A 14,729-nucleotide genomic window follows, 5' to 3' on the forward strand; every position below is an offset into this window, starting at 1 on the left:
AGATTAGCTAGCCCTTTATCGCAGCAACCATAACGACTATTCCTTCATGTCTAATTTCAGCAAGGCATAACGAGTAATCAACTGCTGCAAATGCTGTTCTGCCTGATGTTGCTGCGCTGAACTTTGGGCCTGCTCTTGCGGCATCTCCGCCAGCTGACGCAGTTGTTCTTCGACCGGAACAGTACGATTAAACGACTGGGTCATTGCGAACACCGCTGATTTCAGCTCGCTTACGGTTAGATATTTTCCCTTTTGTTCATCCAGCGCATCAAGGCGCTGGGCCAATTGCTGCAACTGCTTCATTCCTTGATGCCATCCATTGAGGTTTTCAACCGGCAGCGCGGCGGCGGCGAGCTGTTGCCGCCACTGCCGGGAGAGCGTTTGAGCCTGCTCAGGCCACAGCGTTAACGCCTGCTGCACCAATCGCTCTCCATCATCGATAGCCCAATCCGGATTGAGCTCAGCCAGCCGCGCCAGCTGCTGCTGGGTCTGTAGTATCCCCTTATCAGCTGACGGCGAGCGCGGCTGAAAGGAACGCAGCTGCTCAGCCGAAAGCGCCACGGGCAATGGCGCCAGGCTGGCGGCGAATTGCACTTGCTCCTGGTCTGATGAATAGAGAACCCGCCATCCCCATATCGTCGCCACCGTTAACAACAGCATGGTGATCATACCGGCAGCAAAGGGGCGCCAGCGCTGTACCGCCGACGGAAGGTCACAACCTGTCGCCATCTCCGCAGTGGTATCCGCGGGGGCAATGTACACCCGTTTTATCCGTTCAACCGACTCATCAACCTCAATAATTGCGTTCCCCGGCACGGTCACGCCGGCGTGCTGCGAATTATCGGCGCGGGCTATGCCATCGCTGTTTTCCAGCCGCACGGCGGCGTTATGTATCAGAGCGACCAGGACATCCAACTGACCGGCATGCTTTAGCTCGAGCCGTTGCAGGGCTGCATCGAGCGCTTTTAGATGTGTTTCCGCTTGATATAATTCGCTGAGGTCGGCATATGCCAGGGTTAACGTGCGCAGCGCCTGCTGTAACCGCTTGCTCAACCCGCAGACGATTTCCATCCGCGCATGCACCGGCTGCGGCCACAAAGCGCCCCATTGACGTGTAATCAATGTTTCAAGAATAGCGAGACCTTCATTGAGGCCAAATAATCCAGCCAACTGCGTGCGGGCCAGCGTGTACCAGGCTGCTGTCTGAAGATCCACACCGTTGCGATCAAACAGCGACAGGCATAACTGTTCCGCATATCGCCAGTTAACGTCCGGGCGCGCCGGGTGGCTGAGCTTTTGCATTTCTTCACGCAGCTTTGCGTAGTCCGCCTGCGTGCGCGGGTCCCCCCCGGTAGTTAGGCGGCGTTCAGAATATGTCGTCATAAGGATTAACCAAAGTGAGTACTAAATGGCGGTACGGGCGTCCAGGTACTGTTGCTGTTTGAGATGGCGAATTAGCACCCTGCCCTCAGGCATAAACTCCGTGCCGTAACGTACCAGACCAATGTCCTTCAGTTCCGCGTCAATGGCATAACGCAGTTCGCCAGGCTGTGTCTGTTCCAACATCTCAACACGGATGCTGCTTAGACGCGGCTCGTATTTGAGTAGTACTGCAGACAGCGTGGTCATAAGCTGGTGCGCGGTGCCCGGCATCCCCTGGAGGATTTTTGTCATATCCGGCAGCCCGTAGTCCGGGAGATGCGCCAATGCTCCCGCCCGGCAATTAAGAATACGCTGCATGTTATCGAGCACCGAAAGAATGACCTGATTTTCTTCGCTGACCTGATGCAGGTCGAGACCGCCGGAAAAATTACCGAACAACGTGTCGTAAAGCGAGGGGCGCGGCATCTTAGTTATCCTTCAACGGTTGCAAGGTTAAACGGTTATGGCCGGCCTCAATAACCCGCGGTTTGTCCGCGTCAAGATCGTCGCGAGTCAACACCAGCCGCCAGCTGTTCCCAGCCAGGTCAGGCGCCATAAACATCCCCGCGATCGCGACGTATTGCGTTGCCGCCTCCAGCGGCATATCAACAGCCACGGATTCTCCGGGGCGCAGACGAATATCTTTCTCGGCAAGCCAATCGCCTTGGATCGCCTGGCTATCCTCAGCAAACAGCGAAGGATAATCTGTATCATCAAACACCTTACGATCTTTGAGCTGGTATATACGTACTACGGTCGCCAGCGATGCCCCTTGCGCGTTATTATTCACCCCTTCCCGGGCGCGAATATCCAGATGCAGTGTTTTCACCTGCTTATAAAAAATAGACCTGGTCACTGAGACCGCCCCGTCCTTCACACTCTGCGTCAAGCCGCAACCGGCCAAGGCCGTCGAGAAAATCATCGCCAATAACGCAGCGGAATATTTACCAGCGATAGTCGCCATCTTCATCGTGCTCCCTTCGGTGAATATTTTCCTGGACGCGCTGATAACGCCCTGGATGAATGGTGATAATGTCATTCGAACTGCGATGTGGATTTAGCGGGCGCAGCACTGCAGTACGCCCTAACCGCACCGCTTTTGTTAACTGGCAGGTAAGCTGCGCTTCCGGCAATAAATGACGGGCGACGCATAGTTGAATGCGCACATCCAGGTGTGTGCCGAGCCAAACATGCAGCAACGCCATGAGGTCCTGGAGTCGTTCCCCCCCGGGCAACCATCCCTGCGCTTCCTCATGGTTGCTGGTCGTTAAACGTAACAACACCTGACCATTAACATCCGTGCCGTGGGTTCCCATGACCGGCCTGGCCGCCAGGCTAACGGGATGCCGCACGCTCATGGTCAGCGCCTTTTTCAGCGGAATACGACAGCGGTCGTGATGAAAGATCTCGGCACGAGTTTCCGGCGCCAGCAGTTCAACCAACGCCCTCATTCCTTCCTCCGTTCGTCCCGGAAGAAGCATCAATGGCAGCAGCGCCAAAAAGCGTGATAACGGTATATCCACCGCGGCCGCGCACCCCGTAATCCCCAACCCGGCTAATCCCAATAGGTACTGCGAGGTATTGTCTGTGCCGCCAGCCTGAAATGTCGCCGGGTATGAATATTTACGCCAGATGCGGTAATACTGGCTAATCAACCGATGGTTGAAAATATCCAGAAAATCCGCTGCGGCGGCATACCCCTCGCGGCGCTGCGCGATATCATCAATATAGTGCGTCGGCAGCGGCGACTCGACTCCGTACAATCCCATAAACGTGACGCGAAGCGAGGGCGGTAAGTGCGAAACATCCGCTTCAGGCATTTCAAGTTGCCGAATTTCACTGGCCGGGAATCCCATTCCCGGATGTGGTCGAAAGCGTATCGGTTCATGCCGTATTTGCCAGCCTCCACCGGTCAACGGCGCCTCTGGCTGGCTCTGTTCAAGCAACTGACTGAAGCGATAAAAATTCATGTACGGCAACCGCTCCCGAGCCTTCGCTATCAACCGGGCAGGCGCGGATTGTGATTCTCTTTCCACCGAATATATTTCCCTTCTGGCTGAACAATAAGCGTAAGCTGGTTGAATTGATTCATATCGGCATAGAGGGCAAAAAAGCGATTCAGCATTTCGCCGAACAGATGAATATCCCCTTCGCCGGTGAACCCTCGGCTGTCGAGGGTCACTTCAATTTCCAACCCTCGTAACAGAAACCCATCTTCAAAACGCTGAAGACGATGATGCTTGACCGACTGGATCGCCTCAAGACGGCGGTAATTCAGCTCATCGTCACGCCAGTTATAGAGTGACAGTGTGCCGCGAAGTACCTCGGCGTTACTCATCATGTTTAAAAAACGAGTACCCAGATGGCTCATAACCCGCCAGTGAAAGCGATCCTCTGCGGGCGGATAAGCAGGCAACGTCGGCTTACACAGATTCCGCACGCTCAGCTGCGTTTCTGAAACCTGGTCACAGCGGTCAAGCACGGTGCTTTGCAACGCCCGGCGCGGTAATTGCCCGTTGGTGCCAGTGATACGTAGCGATACGGTTTCTCTTTCAAAACCCCGATCGGCTTCCCAGCGCTGGCCGCCCAGGATTAACCAGGTGTCGTGCATTCCGCTGACGCCGCGCTTCACGCGTGTATGGTAATACCGCTCCGGCGCATGGCGGCGCATCATTCCTCCCCGATGTCGGAAACTGGTAAAAGGGACATATCGCGCCTCGCCCGATCGCCCTGAGCCGGTGACGCTATCAACGGAATAAATCTCAGTATGTCCGTCCTGCAAACGTTTCGGCCGCAGCAGGTATTCGCTCTCCAGGCCGCTGATAGTTAAAGGATCCGCTTCCAGAGTGAACAGGTTAATCACCGGTACGCAGTGCAGGCGTAGGCAGTCTTCGGTTATGGGTAAATCGCTTTGCCAAAGTTGGTTGAACACCACCTCGATATCAAAATGAGTTATCCCAGCAGGAAAGGTGTAATTGTCCAGACCCTGCAGATGGACAAACATAAATTTTTCGCGGAAGGAAAAATATTCCAGCAATAGCTGATAACCGCTAAAAGCACTCTCTCCCTTCGGCCACAGGCCGTCCTCCTCGCCGAATCCACCCGGTGAGAAATAGCCGTTAATCTTTATCCGCTCAGCTTGCGTTGGCAGGCGCAGATACATCGCGGCCTGGCGTTTAGTAAGCCACAAATGCAGGGCGCTGCCGGTTACAGCGTCTTCTCCGAGATAAAGCGGCAGGCGGCGCAGATCGGCGTGGGACCAGTCAGCCTGGCCACTGCAGGCAAAACGAATTCTCAGGAGCGAACGCCCGTCCGACTCGCTGACCATGGCAATTTTCGCCACCGTTATCGGATTCAGCGTCACATCGCGAGTGGTACGGTAGCGGCAAAGGGTATTTTTCGGCCCCACCGGGCGGGACGTTATCTCCAGACCAGCAGGTACCGTTTCCGCCATTTTCATCGCCGTAAGTTCCGGCATGAGAGCCACTATCGATAATGACGGAATAGTGCGCAGGTAATGTGGCCACAGCATACTGACCAACCCTTCGGTGAGCTCCGGTAGATCATCGTCGATCTTTTCACGCAGGCGGCCCATCGAAAACGCAAAGCCTTCAAGCAGCCGCTCCACGTAGGGATCCGGCGTACCGGCTTTGTCGAGATCCAACATTGCCGCCCGATCGGGGTGCGTTTGGGCGAACTCTTTTGCCGCTTCGCGTAGATAACGCATTTCAGCGTCAAAATAGCGTAGGGTTAAATCTTCCATCGTAGGTTTTCCGTTATTCATCCATGACGATCGGGCTTTTAAACACAGAGTACCGCCGCTCGGGCGGGATTAGTGGCGATCAAATCCGCCAGTAAGCGGTCCATCAGCGGCTGCAAACGATTTTTGTCCGTTTCACTGCGCCCGGCCTTACCCCGCAAAAGTCGAAGATGGCGGGCCCAGACCTCAAACAGCAGCTCTGGTTCCCATTGCGCCAGAGAAAGTGTGGCGGCCTGCGCGTCCAGATCCGCCAACAAATGCTGCGCCAGTTCATTTTTTCCAGTCTGTTCGGCAACCCTCGCCATCAATAATCGCAGCAGCCAACGGCTTCGCGGAGTCGTTATTCCTGGACGATGCTGTAACCAGGACAGCGCCGCATCGGCTCCCTCGCTGTCGGCTAGCGCCAGCGCTTCGGGCTCCAGTTGAAGGATAGGGTCATCGCCGGAAGCCGTTACAGCGCCAGACACGGCATCGTCCCGGAAGGCGGCATTATCCAGCACCAGTTGCTGAATCCAGTTTTGGGTCACCTCATCGGCAAACGGCGTGCCGTCGTTGAACGCCAGCTCCTCCAGGCCAATTAAGCGAGCCAGAAGTCCTTGTAGGTCATGTTGAATAATATTGGCTTCCGCCTCGCGCCCGGATTTCAGCAACGCCTGGTGAACATACCACTGCAAATCCAGCCACAGATGATTCGCTGCGCGGGAAAACATCTCGCTGGCCTGCTCCAGCAGCTCCAGCCAGCTCTGCTGCAGATACAAGCGCTTCAGCAACGCCCGCTGATCCGGTTTTGGCGGATCGATACGGGTCCTGCCGTCCGCCAACAGAGGGGGTAATTGGTGCAGCGTGTCATGGCGGATACTTCGTATCAGGTGATAGGCAGAGAGCCAACCGTCCGGTCGATCGCTGAGATATTTTGCCAGCACCCGCGCCTGTGTCAGAAGTTCCTGACCAGACGTAATCGTACCTGTCTGCGGCGCACTACTGACTGCTGCCGTTAGCGGTGTATCGCTGATATTCTGCGGTACTACGGCCTCCGGGCCGCCGGATTTCATCAACCGGGTTTCGAGGACGCCGCACAGCGCGCCGGGGACGGCCCCCTCCTCTGCCTGCTCGATAAGCAACAAGGCTCCGGTAATGCGCATCGCGACGCTATTATTCACTTCGGGGAATAGCGAGAGGCTGTCGAGCATTCGCTGGCTGGCCAGCCAGTCAAGAGCCGCTTTTCTGCTGCGCTCACGCTGCGGGTGCAGATGAAGGCCAAAACGCTGCATTAACCCCGCCAGCAATTCCAGCCCATCGGCCAGGCCGGCTTCGCCATCGCGATGCAGGCGAGCCCAGGCGTAGTAGGAAGCGACGCGGATATCACGAGTCACGGTCGTTAACAGTTTTTCCGCAAGCTGGCAAATGAGATCGGTATCCGCTCCCGAAAGCTTATTCACCTCTTCGCGCATCAGCTGGAAATCATCGTTATAGCCAGGGTCGTTACCGGTCGGCGAATCGGCTGCGACTGGCTGCAGCCAGCTTTCCCATAGCAGCAGACGTTGCTGCGTTTGGGCAACCAGCGTTTCAGGCACGGCCTGGCAAGCATTAATCAATGTAAGAACCGATGCCATTAATAAATATCCTCCCCTCGGCTTTCACTCTCCAGGTCACTGTCTGTCGTTTCTGCGCTGACCATAAAAATGGTCTCTGGCAGGGTAAAGTTGCGCAGAGCCAACAGCGCCATCGGCCCCTCGCCGGCTTCGGTACGGAGCGTATAGTTCAGCATCAGTCCATCCGGCGCTTTCCAGCTCAGGCTCCAGCTACTGCCTGTGCCCGGATAAGCTCTCACCGCGGCTTTATCCAGTAACCGGATCCAGCCCCACGCCCCGGTCAGGTCAGCGTACTGGCGGGTTCCCGCCCGGGTGCTGATCCAACTTAAACTGGCCCCCGGCGCTTCGGTGTCCGCCGGCCAGCTAAAGCGACGCCAGGTCGGCATCTGGTTCATGTAATTCAGTTTTTGACGATCGACCTCCAGCATTGTTTGCATCACGCCTTCCGCGGTTCCCGGACGCAGTTCGAAGTGCATTCCAGCCTCGCCGTTGGTAAATGCCACATCCGCAATATGGCTCAGGGTATTCATCGCGCGCAGGAAGGCTGGGTTAAATGTCAGCCCCTGGGCATTGATGCTGTCCGCCACCCAACGGCTTCCCTCTTTATGCAGCACCCCATTAAGCCGGGTCTGCAGGAAATGACTGATGCGGCCACTCTCTGCGTTGAGATACTTCGCCAGCAGAGGTAAAGAGACCTCGCTGCTCACATTTTTGAAGGGATAGCGCCCGCCGAATGCCCGGTTCCAGTCATCAAACACCGCGCTACGCCAGCGGGCATTGAGGCTTTCTGCCGCCGGAGTCAGTACCTGCTGCCAGGCTTGCTCCATCGGGCGGACAAACACCGTTTGGCCGAAGCCACGCCACTCCTGCCCTAGCCCTGCCGCCACCAGGCTACCGTAGTCTCGGGTGTCGGTAAGATCCACCGCCCGACCTTCAAAAACCGTCTGCGCCAGCGCCAGCGTCATCGCCTGCGGATCGGCCGCATTAGTCACCTGCTGCAGACGCAAACGAACCTGTGTCACGCGGGTCAGAAACGTTTGTAGATTCAAACGACTACCAGACATGCTGCCATCGCGATTATCCATCAGGGCGAGCACCGGGCCGAAAGTCGCATCCAGTGGCCCCCGCAGGCCGCCTTGCTGATCGATAAGAGGCTGATCTTCACGGTTAAACAAATTTTTCGCTGATTTGACCAGCGAATCGGTTATCGCCTCGCCGCGCTGTCCGGTTCGTCCCTGTACATTCAAGGTATTCATCAACGCAATCAGCGGCGACTGACGCACATCCGCCATCAGAGTCAGCTGATCGATGGCATCCGACAGCGTGGCGGCGCGCTGCCAACGTAGACTATTGAGAAAGTTCAGCCAGGCGCCGCTGAAATCGGCAAAATAGCGTTCCGCCAGGCGTTCGCGAAGCGCTTCCGGCGTCGCCGCCTGCGCTACCGGAAGCTGGTTATCGCTGAGCACCCAGTCGATTTCATCGCGGCGCGCGTTAACCACTTTTTCAATAGCCGGCTGCACGGCATGCTCCCAGGCGTTGCGGGTGAACATACCCGGGACTACCGCATCGGTGGTATACAGGCGTGAGGCGTCGGTGTCACCGGTCATATCCGCCAGATGCATATCAGCATACTGGTTCGCCACCTGCGCCAACATTTGCTGATAGAGGGTGGATTCGCTATTACGTTTACCTAACTGGCGAATTAACAGCGTACGGGCCTGGCTGACCAGCGTGGGATCGGCCGGCAACCGCCACTGCGGATGTAACGCCAGGCTGGCTGCGTAAAATCTCAGTAGAGACGTTCCGCGGCCCTGCCAGAAGCCGTCCGTCACGCCATCCCGCTGCGGCCAGTTGCGCATCAACTCGCGAGCAAACCAGCCTGCATCCATTTTTTCCGGGCGGGCGAGCATGAGATAGAGCTTCAATTGGTTATAGGCGGTTTTAGCCAGCCGTTCACGTAGCGGACTTTCCGGCGGCAATTGCACGAAAGCCTGTAACAGCTGCTGAAGATGTTCCGCCGCCGCATCACGAACCAGCGGTAGCGCCATGACGCCGTAGCGTGGGTAGAGCGCCGCCAGCAAATCATCATTCTGGCTTAATCCGGCGCGCGCGTACCAAGGCGCCCCGTGCGCTTTGCGGTATGTCAGTTGAGCCAGCGTTTTTTGCACGGCGGCCAGCGCATGCAGGCGTTCGGCAAGTGGCTGTTTTTGCGCTGCGGCTCGTTGCACCTGCTCCTGCGCTGTGACCAGCAAATGGCGGTTGGCCGCAAAAGAGACGAACATAGCGCCTCCCCACAACAACATCAGCACCGCGCTGATAACGGTCATGATTTTTGCTAGAGAATAACCCGTTTTATGGGCTTTCAGTCCCGCGGGTAACGTCGCAAGCGACTCTAGCAGAACATCCCAGCGGTTATCCTTCCGCCAGTAATGATCCGCGCCATGGGAGAGCTCCTGGACCTGAGATCCGAACATGATACCGGCCAACGGCAAAGGCCGCGCGGGTGACAAGAATGCGGATAAGGGACCAACAATAGATTCAGGAAACCGGGTCAATTGATCGGCAAGGCGCAATAAAAATGCGTCTTCATGGCTGTCACTTACTGAGTGTATTCCACGAGCGATCAGCTGCCCGGCCAGATTATCCACCAACTGACGGAATTGCTCTGGCGTGCAATTGGCAGGCAACAGGCAACCTATTGATTGTGTTATTTGTCCTCGTCGTTCCCCAGCTCGCGGGTGTAAGGACCAGACGTATAGCGGTAGACGCCTGCGCTGCTGAACATAACGGGCATTCAGGGTATGGGCGATGCTGTCTATATCCATAGTGGATAAAGCCGGAGTTATTGCATCCCCACTCAGCACGGTCAGCTGGTCGAAGGCCGATGTTATCCATATGACGCCATCGGGTTGGCGGCGAAGCTTACAAACCGCATTACGCTTGGTGCGATCGCCCTGTTTTGTCAACTCAGCGTCCCACAGCAAAACGGTTCCATTCGCCTCAAGCCAGTATTGATCGATCAGGCCAGGAATAGCTTGCTCCACATCAGCGCTTTTACCCGTCACCATCAGGATACGAACTTTCGACGGCCAGAAATAACCATACTGCTGTTTCAGGTAGTCGTTTAATTCCGCGTAATACCTATTTTCTTCGCCATTGGTTTCATCATTTTCAGGCGTGCGGTAGGTATGTAGCGCTGAAAAGCGTTTCGCCAGGTATGATGTCGATGGATTTGCTTTGGTTGCATAAGCGTAGCGTTTGAATACTGAAAAATAGGAATTTAATCTAAGGAGTTTAAATGCGCATAAAAAAACAAACATAAAAGCAAACCAGCAAGATACTTTCCCCGCCTTACCTGTCAGTCCAAAATCATCTCCCCATAAATGTATTGCTATTGCAGCCAAAATGCCAATCACGCCGACCAATATGGCAACACCCAGTAATCTTAGTAAACTATATTTTTGCATCGCGCTTCCCCAGGATCTTTATTTTAGATAGCACGATCCCAGCCTCATCCTCTGACACAATAAGATTTACAGAACCGTTATCACCTGATGATGCCAGTGATAGAGATAACGCTGCCCACATATTATTTCTTCCCTGCCTACCCAGTATAAATTCCGTGAAATGATGTCTGACTTTTTCTTCACCATTATTAGCATTGAGAATTTTAATAGCTTGACCTAATGCTGCTTGATTCTTAAGTTTACCAATCCATATTTTTTCGATAATACCCGTAGACGATTGAAAGTTGAGAACATCTGCCAGGTCTTGAGTTAACTCAGCGGAATTTGTCGCCATCGCACGATAAATTCTGATTTTTTCCTTTAGCTGTTCATTCTTATCTGTTGCAGGAGGCGCGCAAAGCCACGCGCAAACACCATCGCTGGCACTATTTGCCCCATTACCGACAAGCGAAACCAGGGGGGCAAAAGTGATAATTAAGCGAAAGTTATTATCGGTATAATTAAGCCATTCATCAATTTGCTCAGCATAGTGAGTCATCATCCACGCAGGTGTTTGAATGCTCTGCTCCTGCATCCCTAATTTTCGCCATGCCAGCGTGAAGGATTGCCATGCTGCAGTATCAAGAGGCATACCCATAGGAAAGACAATTTTCAATTTATTCTTTTTTGCTAATGTAATTAAAACAGAACGTAGTGGTGAAAGCAGTTCGTAAAATAATGTATTATAATCAACGTTAACAGGAAACATCACCGGTTGTTGCCCGATAATGTGTATCTCACCGCCTTGTTTCAGGTTCTCAACTTGCGCCTGCTCCGGGAACATGAAGTGATAATCTACAATACTGATATATTCCGACGCCCACGCAGAGTAAATCTTGTCCAATGCAGCATTCTCTGCCTTAATTACTGCATTTTTTTCAAGACAAATACCAAGCTGAAATGAACGCCATCCGGCGAACAGCAAAAGTATCGCCAGACTGCTTGCACATAATATAAGCGCATACAGGACAGAATTCGCATCATGCGTAAAATAATACCATGAGACACATGCAACCGCGATCGAAATTAGAGAGACAATGAAGAATAGTGTCATTTTTCCCCATGCGACTGGTGACACATCAATTAATTTTTGTTTCTCCGGTATATTCCAGGCCATTATATTATCCTATTCCCGTATCAGAAAGACTAGAGATAACATAACAACCGCACAGGCATGCACAGCGATCAACGGCAACGGGTTTGTTATCGGATATCCACTGAAGACAACCCTCAATAATATAATTCTCACCATGGCCATCTAGCGGACATATTACTTTATCACCCAACAAAGCAACTGGTTGTCCGTCAACGATCGTTGTTGACGATGCCGAAATGACACGGCCACCACTATTTAGCCGATCATTTAACCTCACAACACCTGTTAACATAAGCTTTCAATAATCCTTTACAAACAGTTTCCGTTAATATTACTCAATTACTGCGTAAGGTCGCCACAATAAGCTGAAGAGAGATAGATGGTTGAATAGTTCAGGTTTATACGCTCTGTTACTTCATCAATCCATCAATCAATACCTGTTGCCAGTACAGAAACAACTTAACCCTTATAAATAGGGTATGGTGATCTCTTTTTCCATTCATCCTGTTTGGTTTTTTCCTCTAGTTTAGAAACTAGCGGATCTTTATAAAGTGGATAAGATGACTCCTGAATTATTACATCTTGTTTAATCTCTTCTTGCGGTTCCGCCATTTTACTTAGCGCATATTCTAATGACTGCTGGCAGCGAGCTATTTCAGTACTGATGTCCTCTGCAGTAAAATCATCGGTGTTTTTTTCACACTCATTGCCAAAGATGCCTTGTTCAAACCACTTTTGCAGCTCATCGCGAGAATAGTATTGCGTCGCGACATAATCAACGAGCATGATCAGCAGCGACACTTGCCAGGAGGAAAGTAATCCTACCCATTCGATAGCTATTAGTGGACTGAGTGCCGGCTTTACCAGTCTTCCCAGCCATGTTCCGCGCGAAGCAACGGCGGTTTCCCAGCCAAAGCGGGCAATCAGCGCTTCCAGCAGCTTACCATTCGCTTTAAATATCGCTGCGAGATCGCTCAGGACTTTTACACTATAAAGACCAAGGAATAATTCTCGTTGTTCTGTATTATATTCTTGATACACCTTAGCTACATCCAGGCCAAGCAAAATGGCCGACGCAATCATCGTGCAACCGGCGCCCGACATTTTCAGATACTGCAAACCATTTTTCCCCTGCCAGGCCTTTTCCATTGCAGGCATAGCTACATCGATGATTCCGCTGGTCGTCACAAGGGCGGAGCTGGCGATTTTCGCCTGGCTGGCGGCATCGCCCTTGCTGTGACGATACAGATTGCCAAGTTCATAAATATTCAAGAAAGTTACCAGGATTCTGATACTGGTCGTCTTGAATACCGCTGCGCCTTCCTGTTCCTGGCCATATTCGGCAAAAGTTTCATTCAGTTTGTCAAAACGACCTTTGGCCAAATTAACATTAGCCTTCGCGAGTGGTTTATCCGGATTATAAAAAACGTTGCCGGAAATATAGGTATGGCGCTCATACATCCAGCCGAAATACCGGCTGGCAAAGGCTTTGGTTTGCGCTACGGATTTTCCTGCAGAAAGAGAAAATATCGCATGGATAATAACGCCGCGAATATTATCCAGTATGCGGCCGATTCCCGTGGCCGAAAAAATTCGTGCGCCGACGGTCGCCATATATTGGTCCATACTGTAAAGCACTTTTTGCGATAGTACGGAATTCTTAGCTAAATTACTTTTCAGGGCATCCGTGGCTTTTTCAAAGCCTTTAAAAATCTTAATCAATCTAACACTATTGGCGTCAAAGAATTCAAGAACCTGCTCCGGCAGTACCACGTCAGTTTCCGCCTGCCGGGCAAGGGTAAGTAATGCCTCTGCTTCTGCCATGATTTCCGGGTTATTATAAAAGTGCGTTCGCCAGACCAAATTCTCCGCATTAGCGGTACTATATTCAGCAATCCAGCGATCCAACAGTAGTTGGCCGTGGGGATGGATATCAATACCCGAAATCGCGAAGGCGACTATTTCACGGTAGCTAAGATTATCGACCGGATCGTTTGAATTGAAATCCTGCGTCTCGGCAATAAATAAGGGGGTTTGTAACCACTCAATACGGAACTCAATTAACCAGGTCAGCAGGTTACTCACTCGCGTAGTCAGTAAATCGACGGTTTCATTAAACGAACCCAACCGCGTTGGATTCAACATCCAGTCGTATTTCTCAAGTTCGTCAGCGGCGATACTGAATGCCATGGAGTCTATATAACCACGCGTATTCCAGGTTTCAAAATCCTCACGACTACGAATATCGCGTACATCAGTACCATCCTTTTTTTTATCCTCAAGATACCGTCGATATGTCTCATCCATTGCGGCTTGACCCAGCTGCGTTTTTTCAAGGCGTTCGGTTAACCGTGGATAATTACTATTGATAATAAGCTGTCTTACACCATTAATAAGATTCAGGGTAGATAATTCAACTTGCCGCTCGTCGGAAAATTTCTGCTGTAACGCTAAAATACCGTTAGACCAGCCGGTGAGTTCATGGATTATCCCCGTGGCATCATGTAATGCCATCATCAAAGGCTTAATCGGCGTACCCTCAGCGCTGACCCCTCGTTGCTGCATTTGCTGCAGCGTACTTCCTACCCCGCGATTAGGCCGCCAGGGGTATAAGGTCCACTGCGGCTTTATCGCAGAGCCCGCTTTTATCTCCTCTCCCCATAACGAGGCTCGCCAGCGCCGCCATTGCGGCAGCGTTTCATCGCACAGATGATATTCATATTTGGAAAAATAACTCACTTGATCAACAACCCCTTCATAAGGAAGTAGTTGGGCCGGACTTAATTGATTTCCCCGCATAGGGATATAATCAAGCACCGCCGATAAACTGTCTTCCGTCGCTTCCGTTACTGGTGCTGTTGATGTTGGCCTATCCCAGTGCGATTGGCTCAGGCATTGCATTCTGGCCTCGCGGCGATCGCTGTTGTTTTGATAACTATCCAGCGTTGTCTTGCTCCATTGACGCTGGCTGAACGCTATCCAGATATCATTTTCCAGCACATGCGCAGGCAGGGTTATGAAATCTTTGCCGCCCTGATTGTAGGACCCTTTAATACAATCAGGTTGCGATTTCGGCTGCACGTTTTCAGCGGAAAGTTGTTTCCATAAGCTGCCATCATCGCTTACCGACCAGGCCTCCCATGAAGGTATATGCGGGTAGTAGATATAAATAAATCCCCGGCGCATAGCACGTAACGCATAATGATAGCCGTCGTGATGCGGATAATCACTCGTCGCCGGCCGCGCCCACTGTGGTAATTCCCCTTCGATACTGTCTGGCACCACAGCATAACGTACCGGTAATAATGCCGGCCCCTGCGCCTTACAATCGCATTGATGATTAGACATCCCTG

The 14,729-nt window shown here is 52.5% G+C and carries 10 protein-coding genes; all 10 read right to left on the minus strand.

Translation table 11 applies throughout. The annotated features are described in order from the left end of the window. Positions 1–36: 36 nt before the first annotated feature. Positions 37–1,383 (minus strand): VasL domain-containing protein, encoded by a 1,347-nt coding sequence (locus ABLV17_RS24295; protein ID WP_308958924.1) that lies wholly within the window; start codon positions 1,381–1,383, stop codon positions 37–39. Positions 1,384–1,404: 21 nt separating this feature from the next. Beyond that, positions 1,405–1,848, minus strand: a complete 444-nt coding sequence (gene tssE, locus ABLV17_RS24300; RefSeq protein ID WP_308958925.1) for a type VI secretion system baseplate subunit TssE — start codon at positions 1,846–1,848, stop codon at positions 1,405–1,407. A gap of 1 nt (position 1,849) precedes the next feature. Then, positions 1,850–2,386, minus strand: coding sequence for a type VI secretion system lipoprotein TssJ (tssJ, locus tag ABLV17_RS24305; protein ID WP_183269068.1), 537 nt, complete (start codon positions 2,384–2,386; stop codon positions 1,850–1,852). After that, positions 2,367–3,422 carry a type VI secretion system baseplate subunit TssG gene (gene tssG / locus ABLV17_RS24310; RefSeq protein ID WP_348854788.1) on the minus strand — a complete coding sequence of 352 codons (1,056 nt, stop codon included), beginning with the start codon at positions 3,420–3,422 and terminating at the stop codon, positions 2,367–2,369. Before tssG ends, tssJ begins: the two co-directional genes overlap by 20 nt. After that, complete coding sequence (gene tssF, locus ABLV17_RS24315) at positions 3,422–5,185, minus strand: type VI secretion system baseplate subunit TssF (RefSeq protein WP_271032678.1); 1,764 nt, start codon at positions 5,183–5,185, stop codon at positions 3,422–3,424. Before tssF ends, tssG begins: the two co-directional genes overlap by 1 nt. Positions 5,186–5,223: 38 nt before the next feature. Further along, entirely contained in the window at positions 5,224–6,795 is a 1,572-nt protein-coding gene (gene tssA, locus ABLV17_RS24320) for a type VI secretion system protein TssA (RefSeq protein WP_348854737.1), read from the minus strand. Further along, entirely contained in the window at positions 6,795–10,241 is a 3,447-nt protein-coding gene (locus ABLV17_RS24325; protein ID WP_271032679.1) for an ImcF-related family protein, read from the minus strand. Before ABLV17_RS24325 ends, tssA begins: the two co-directional genes overlap by 1 nt. Further along, entirely contained in the window at positions 10,228–11,397 is a 1,170-nt protein-coding gene (locus ABLV17_RS24330; RefSeq protein WP_271032680.1) for a hypothetical protein, read from the minus strand. The genes ABLV17_RS24325 and ABLV17_RS24330 overlap by 14 nt, the downstream gene beginning before the upstream one ends. 4 nt (positions 11,398–11,401) lie before the next feature. Continuing rightward, positions 11,402–11,668 carry a PAAR domain-containing protein gene (locus ABLV17_RS24335; RefSeq protein WP_087859424.1) on the minus strand — a complete coding sequence of 89 codons (267 nt, stop codon included), beginning with the start codon at positions 11,666–11,668 and terminating at the stop codon, positions 11,402–11,404. Between the two features lie 167 nt (positions 11,669–11,835). After that, complete coding sequence (locus ABLV17_RS24340; RefSeq protein ID WP_308958875.1) at positions 11,836–14,724, minus strand: T6SS effector BTH_I2691 family protein; 2,889 nt, start codon at positions 14,722–14,724, stop codon at positions 11,836–11,838. Positions 14,725–14,729: the final 5 nt, after the last annotated feature.

Source organism: Klebsiella sp. CN_Kp091 (assembly GCF_040065095.1).
Taxonomy (GTDB): Bacteria; Pseudomonadota; Gammaproteobacteria; order Enterobacterales; family Enterobacteriaceae; genus Klebsiella; species Klebsiella aerogenes.

Bases quoted from the DNA above. Each gene is read 5' to 3' on its own strand.
- tssA (WP_348854737.1), bottom strand. From the start codon at position 6,795: ATGGCATCGGTTCTTACATTGATTAATGCTTGCCAGGCCGTGCCTGAA.
- tssF (WP_271032678.1), bottom strand. From the start codon at position 5,185: ATGGAAGATTTAACCCTACGCTATTTTGACGCTGAAATGCGTTATCTA.
- tssE (WP_308958925.1), bottom strand. From the start codon at position 1,848: ATGCCGCGCCCCTCGCTTTACGACACGTTGTTCGGTAATTTTTCCGGC.
- ABLV17_RS24330 (WP_271032680.1), bottom strand. From the start codon at position 11,397: ATGGCCTGGAATATACCGGAGAAACAAAAATTAATTGATGTGTCACCA.
- ABLV17_RS24335 (WP_087859424.1), bottom strand. From the start codon at position 11,668: ATGTTAACAGGTGTTGTGAGGTTAAATGATCGGCTAAATAGTGGTGGC.
- ABLV17_RS24325 (WP_271032679.1), bottom strand. From the start codon at position 10,241: ATGCAAAAATATAGTTTACTAAGATTACTGGGTGTTGCCATATTGGTC.
- ABLV17_RS24295 (WP_308958924.1), bottom strand. From the start codon at position 1,383: ATGACGACATATTCTGAACGCCGCCTAACTACCGGGGGGGACCCGCGC.
- ABLV17_RS24340 (WP_308958875.1), bottom strand. From the start codon at position 14,724: ATGTCTAATCATCAATGCGATTGTAAGGCGCAGGGGCCGGCATTATTA.
- tssJ (WP_183269068.1), bottom strand. From the start codon at position 2,386: ATGGCGACTATCGCTGGTAAATATTCCGCTGCGTTATTGGCGATGATT.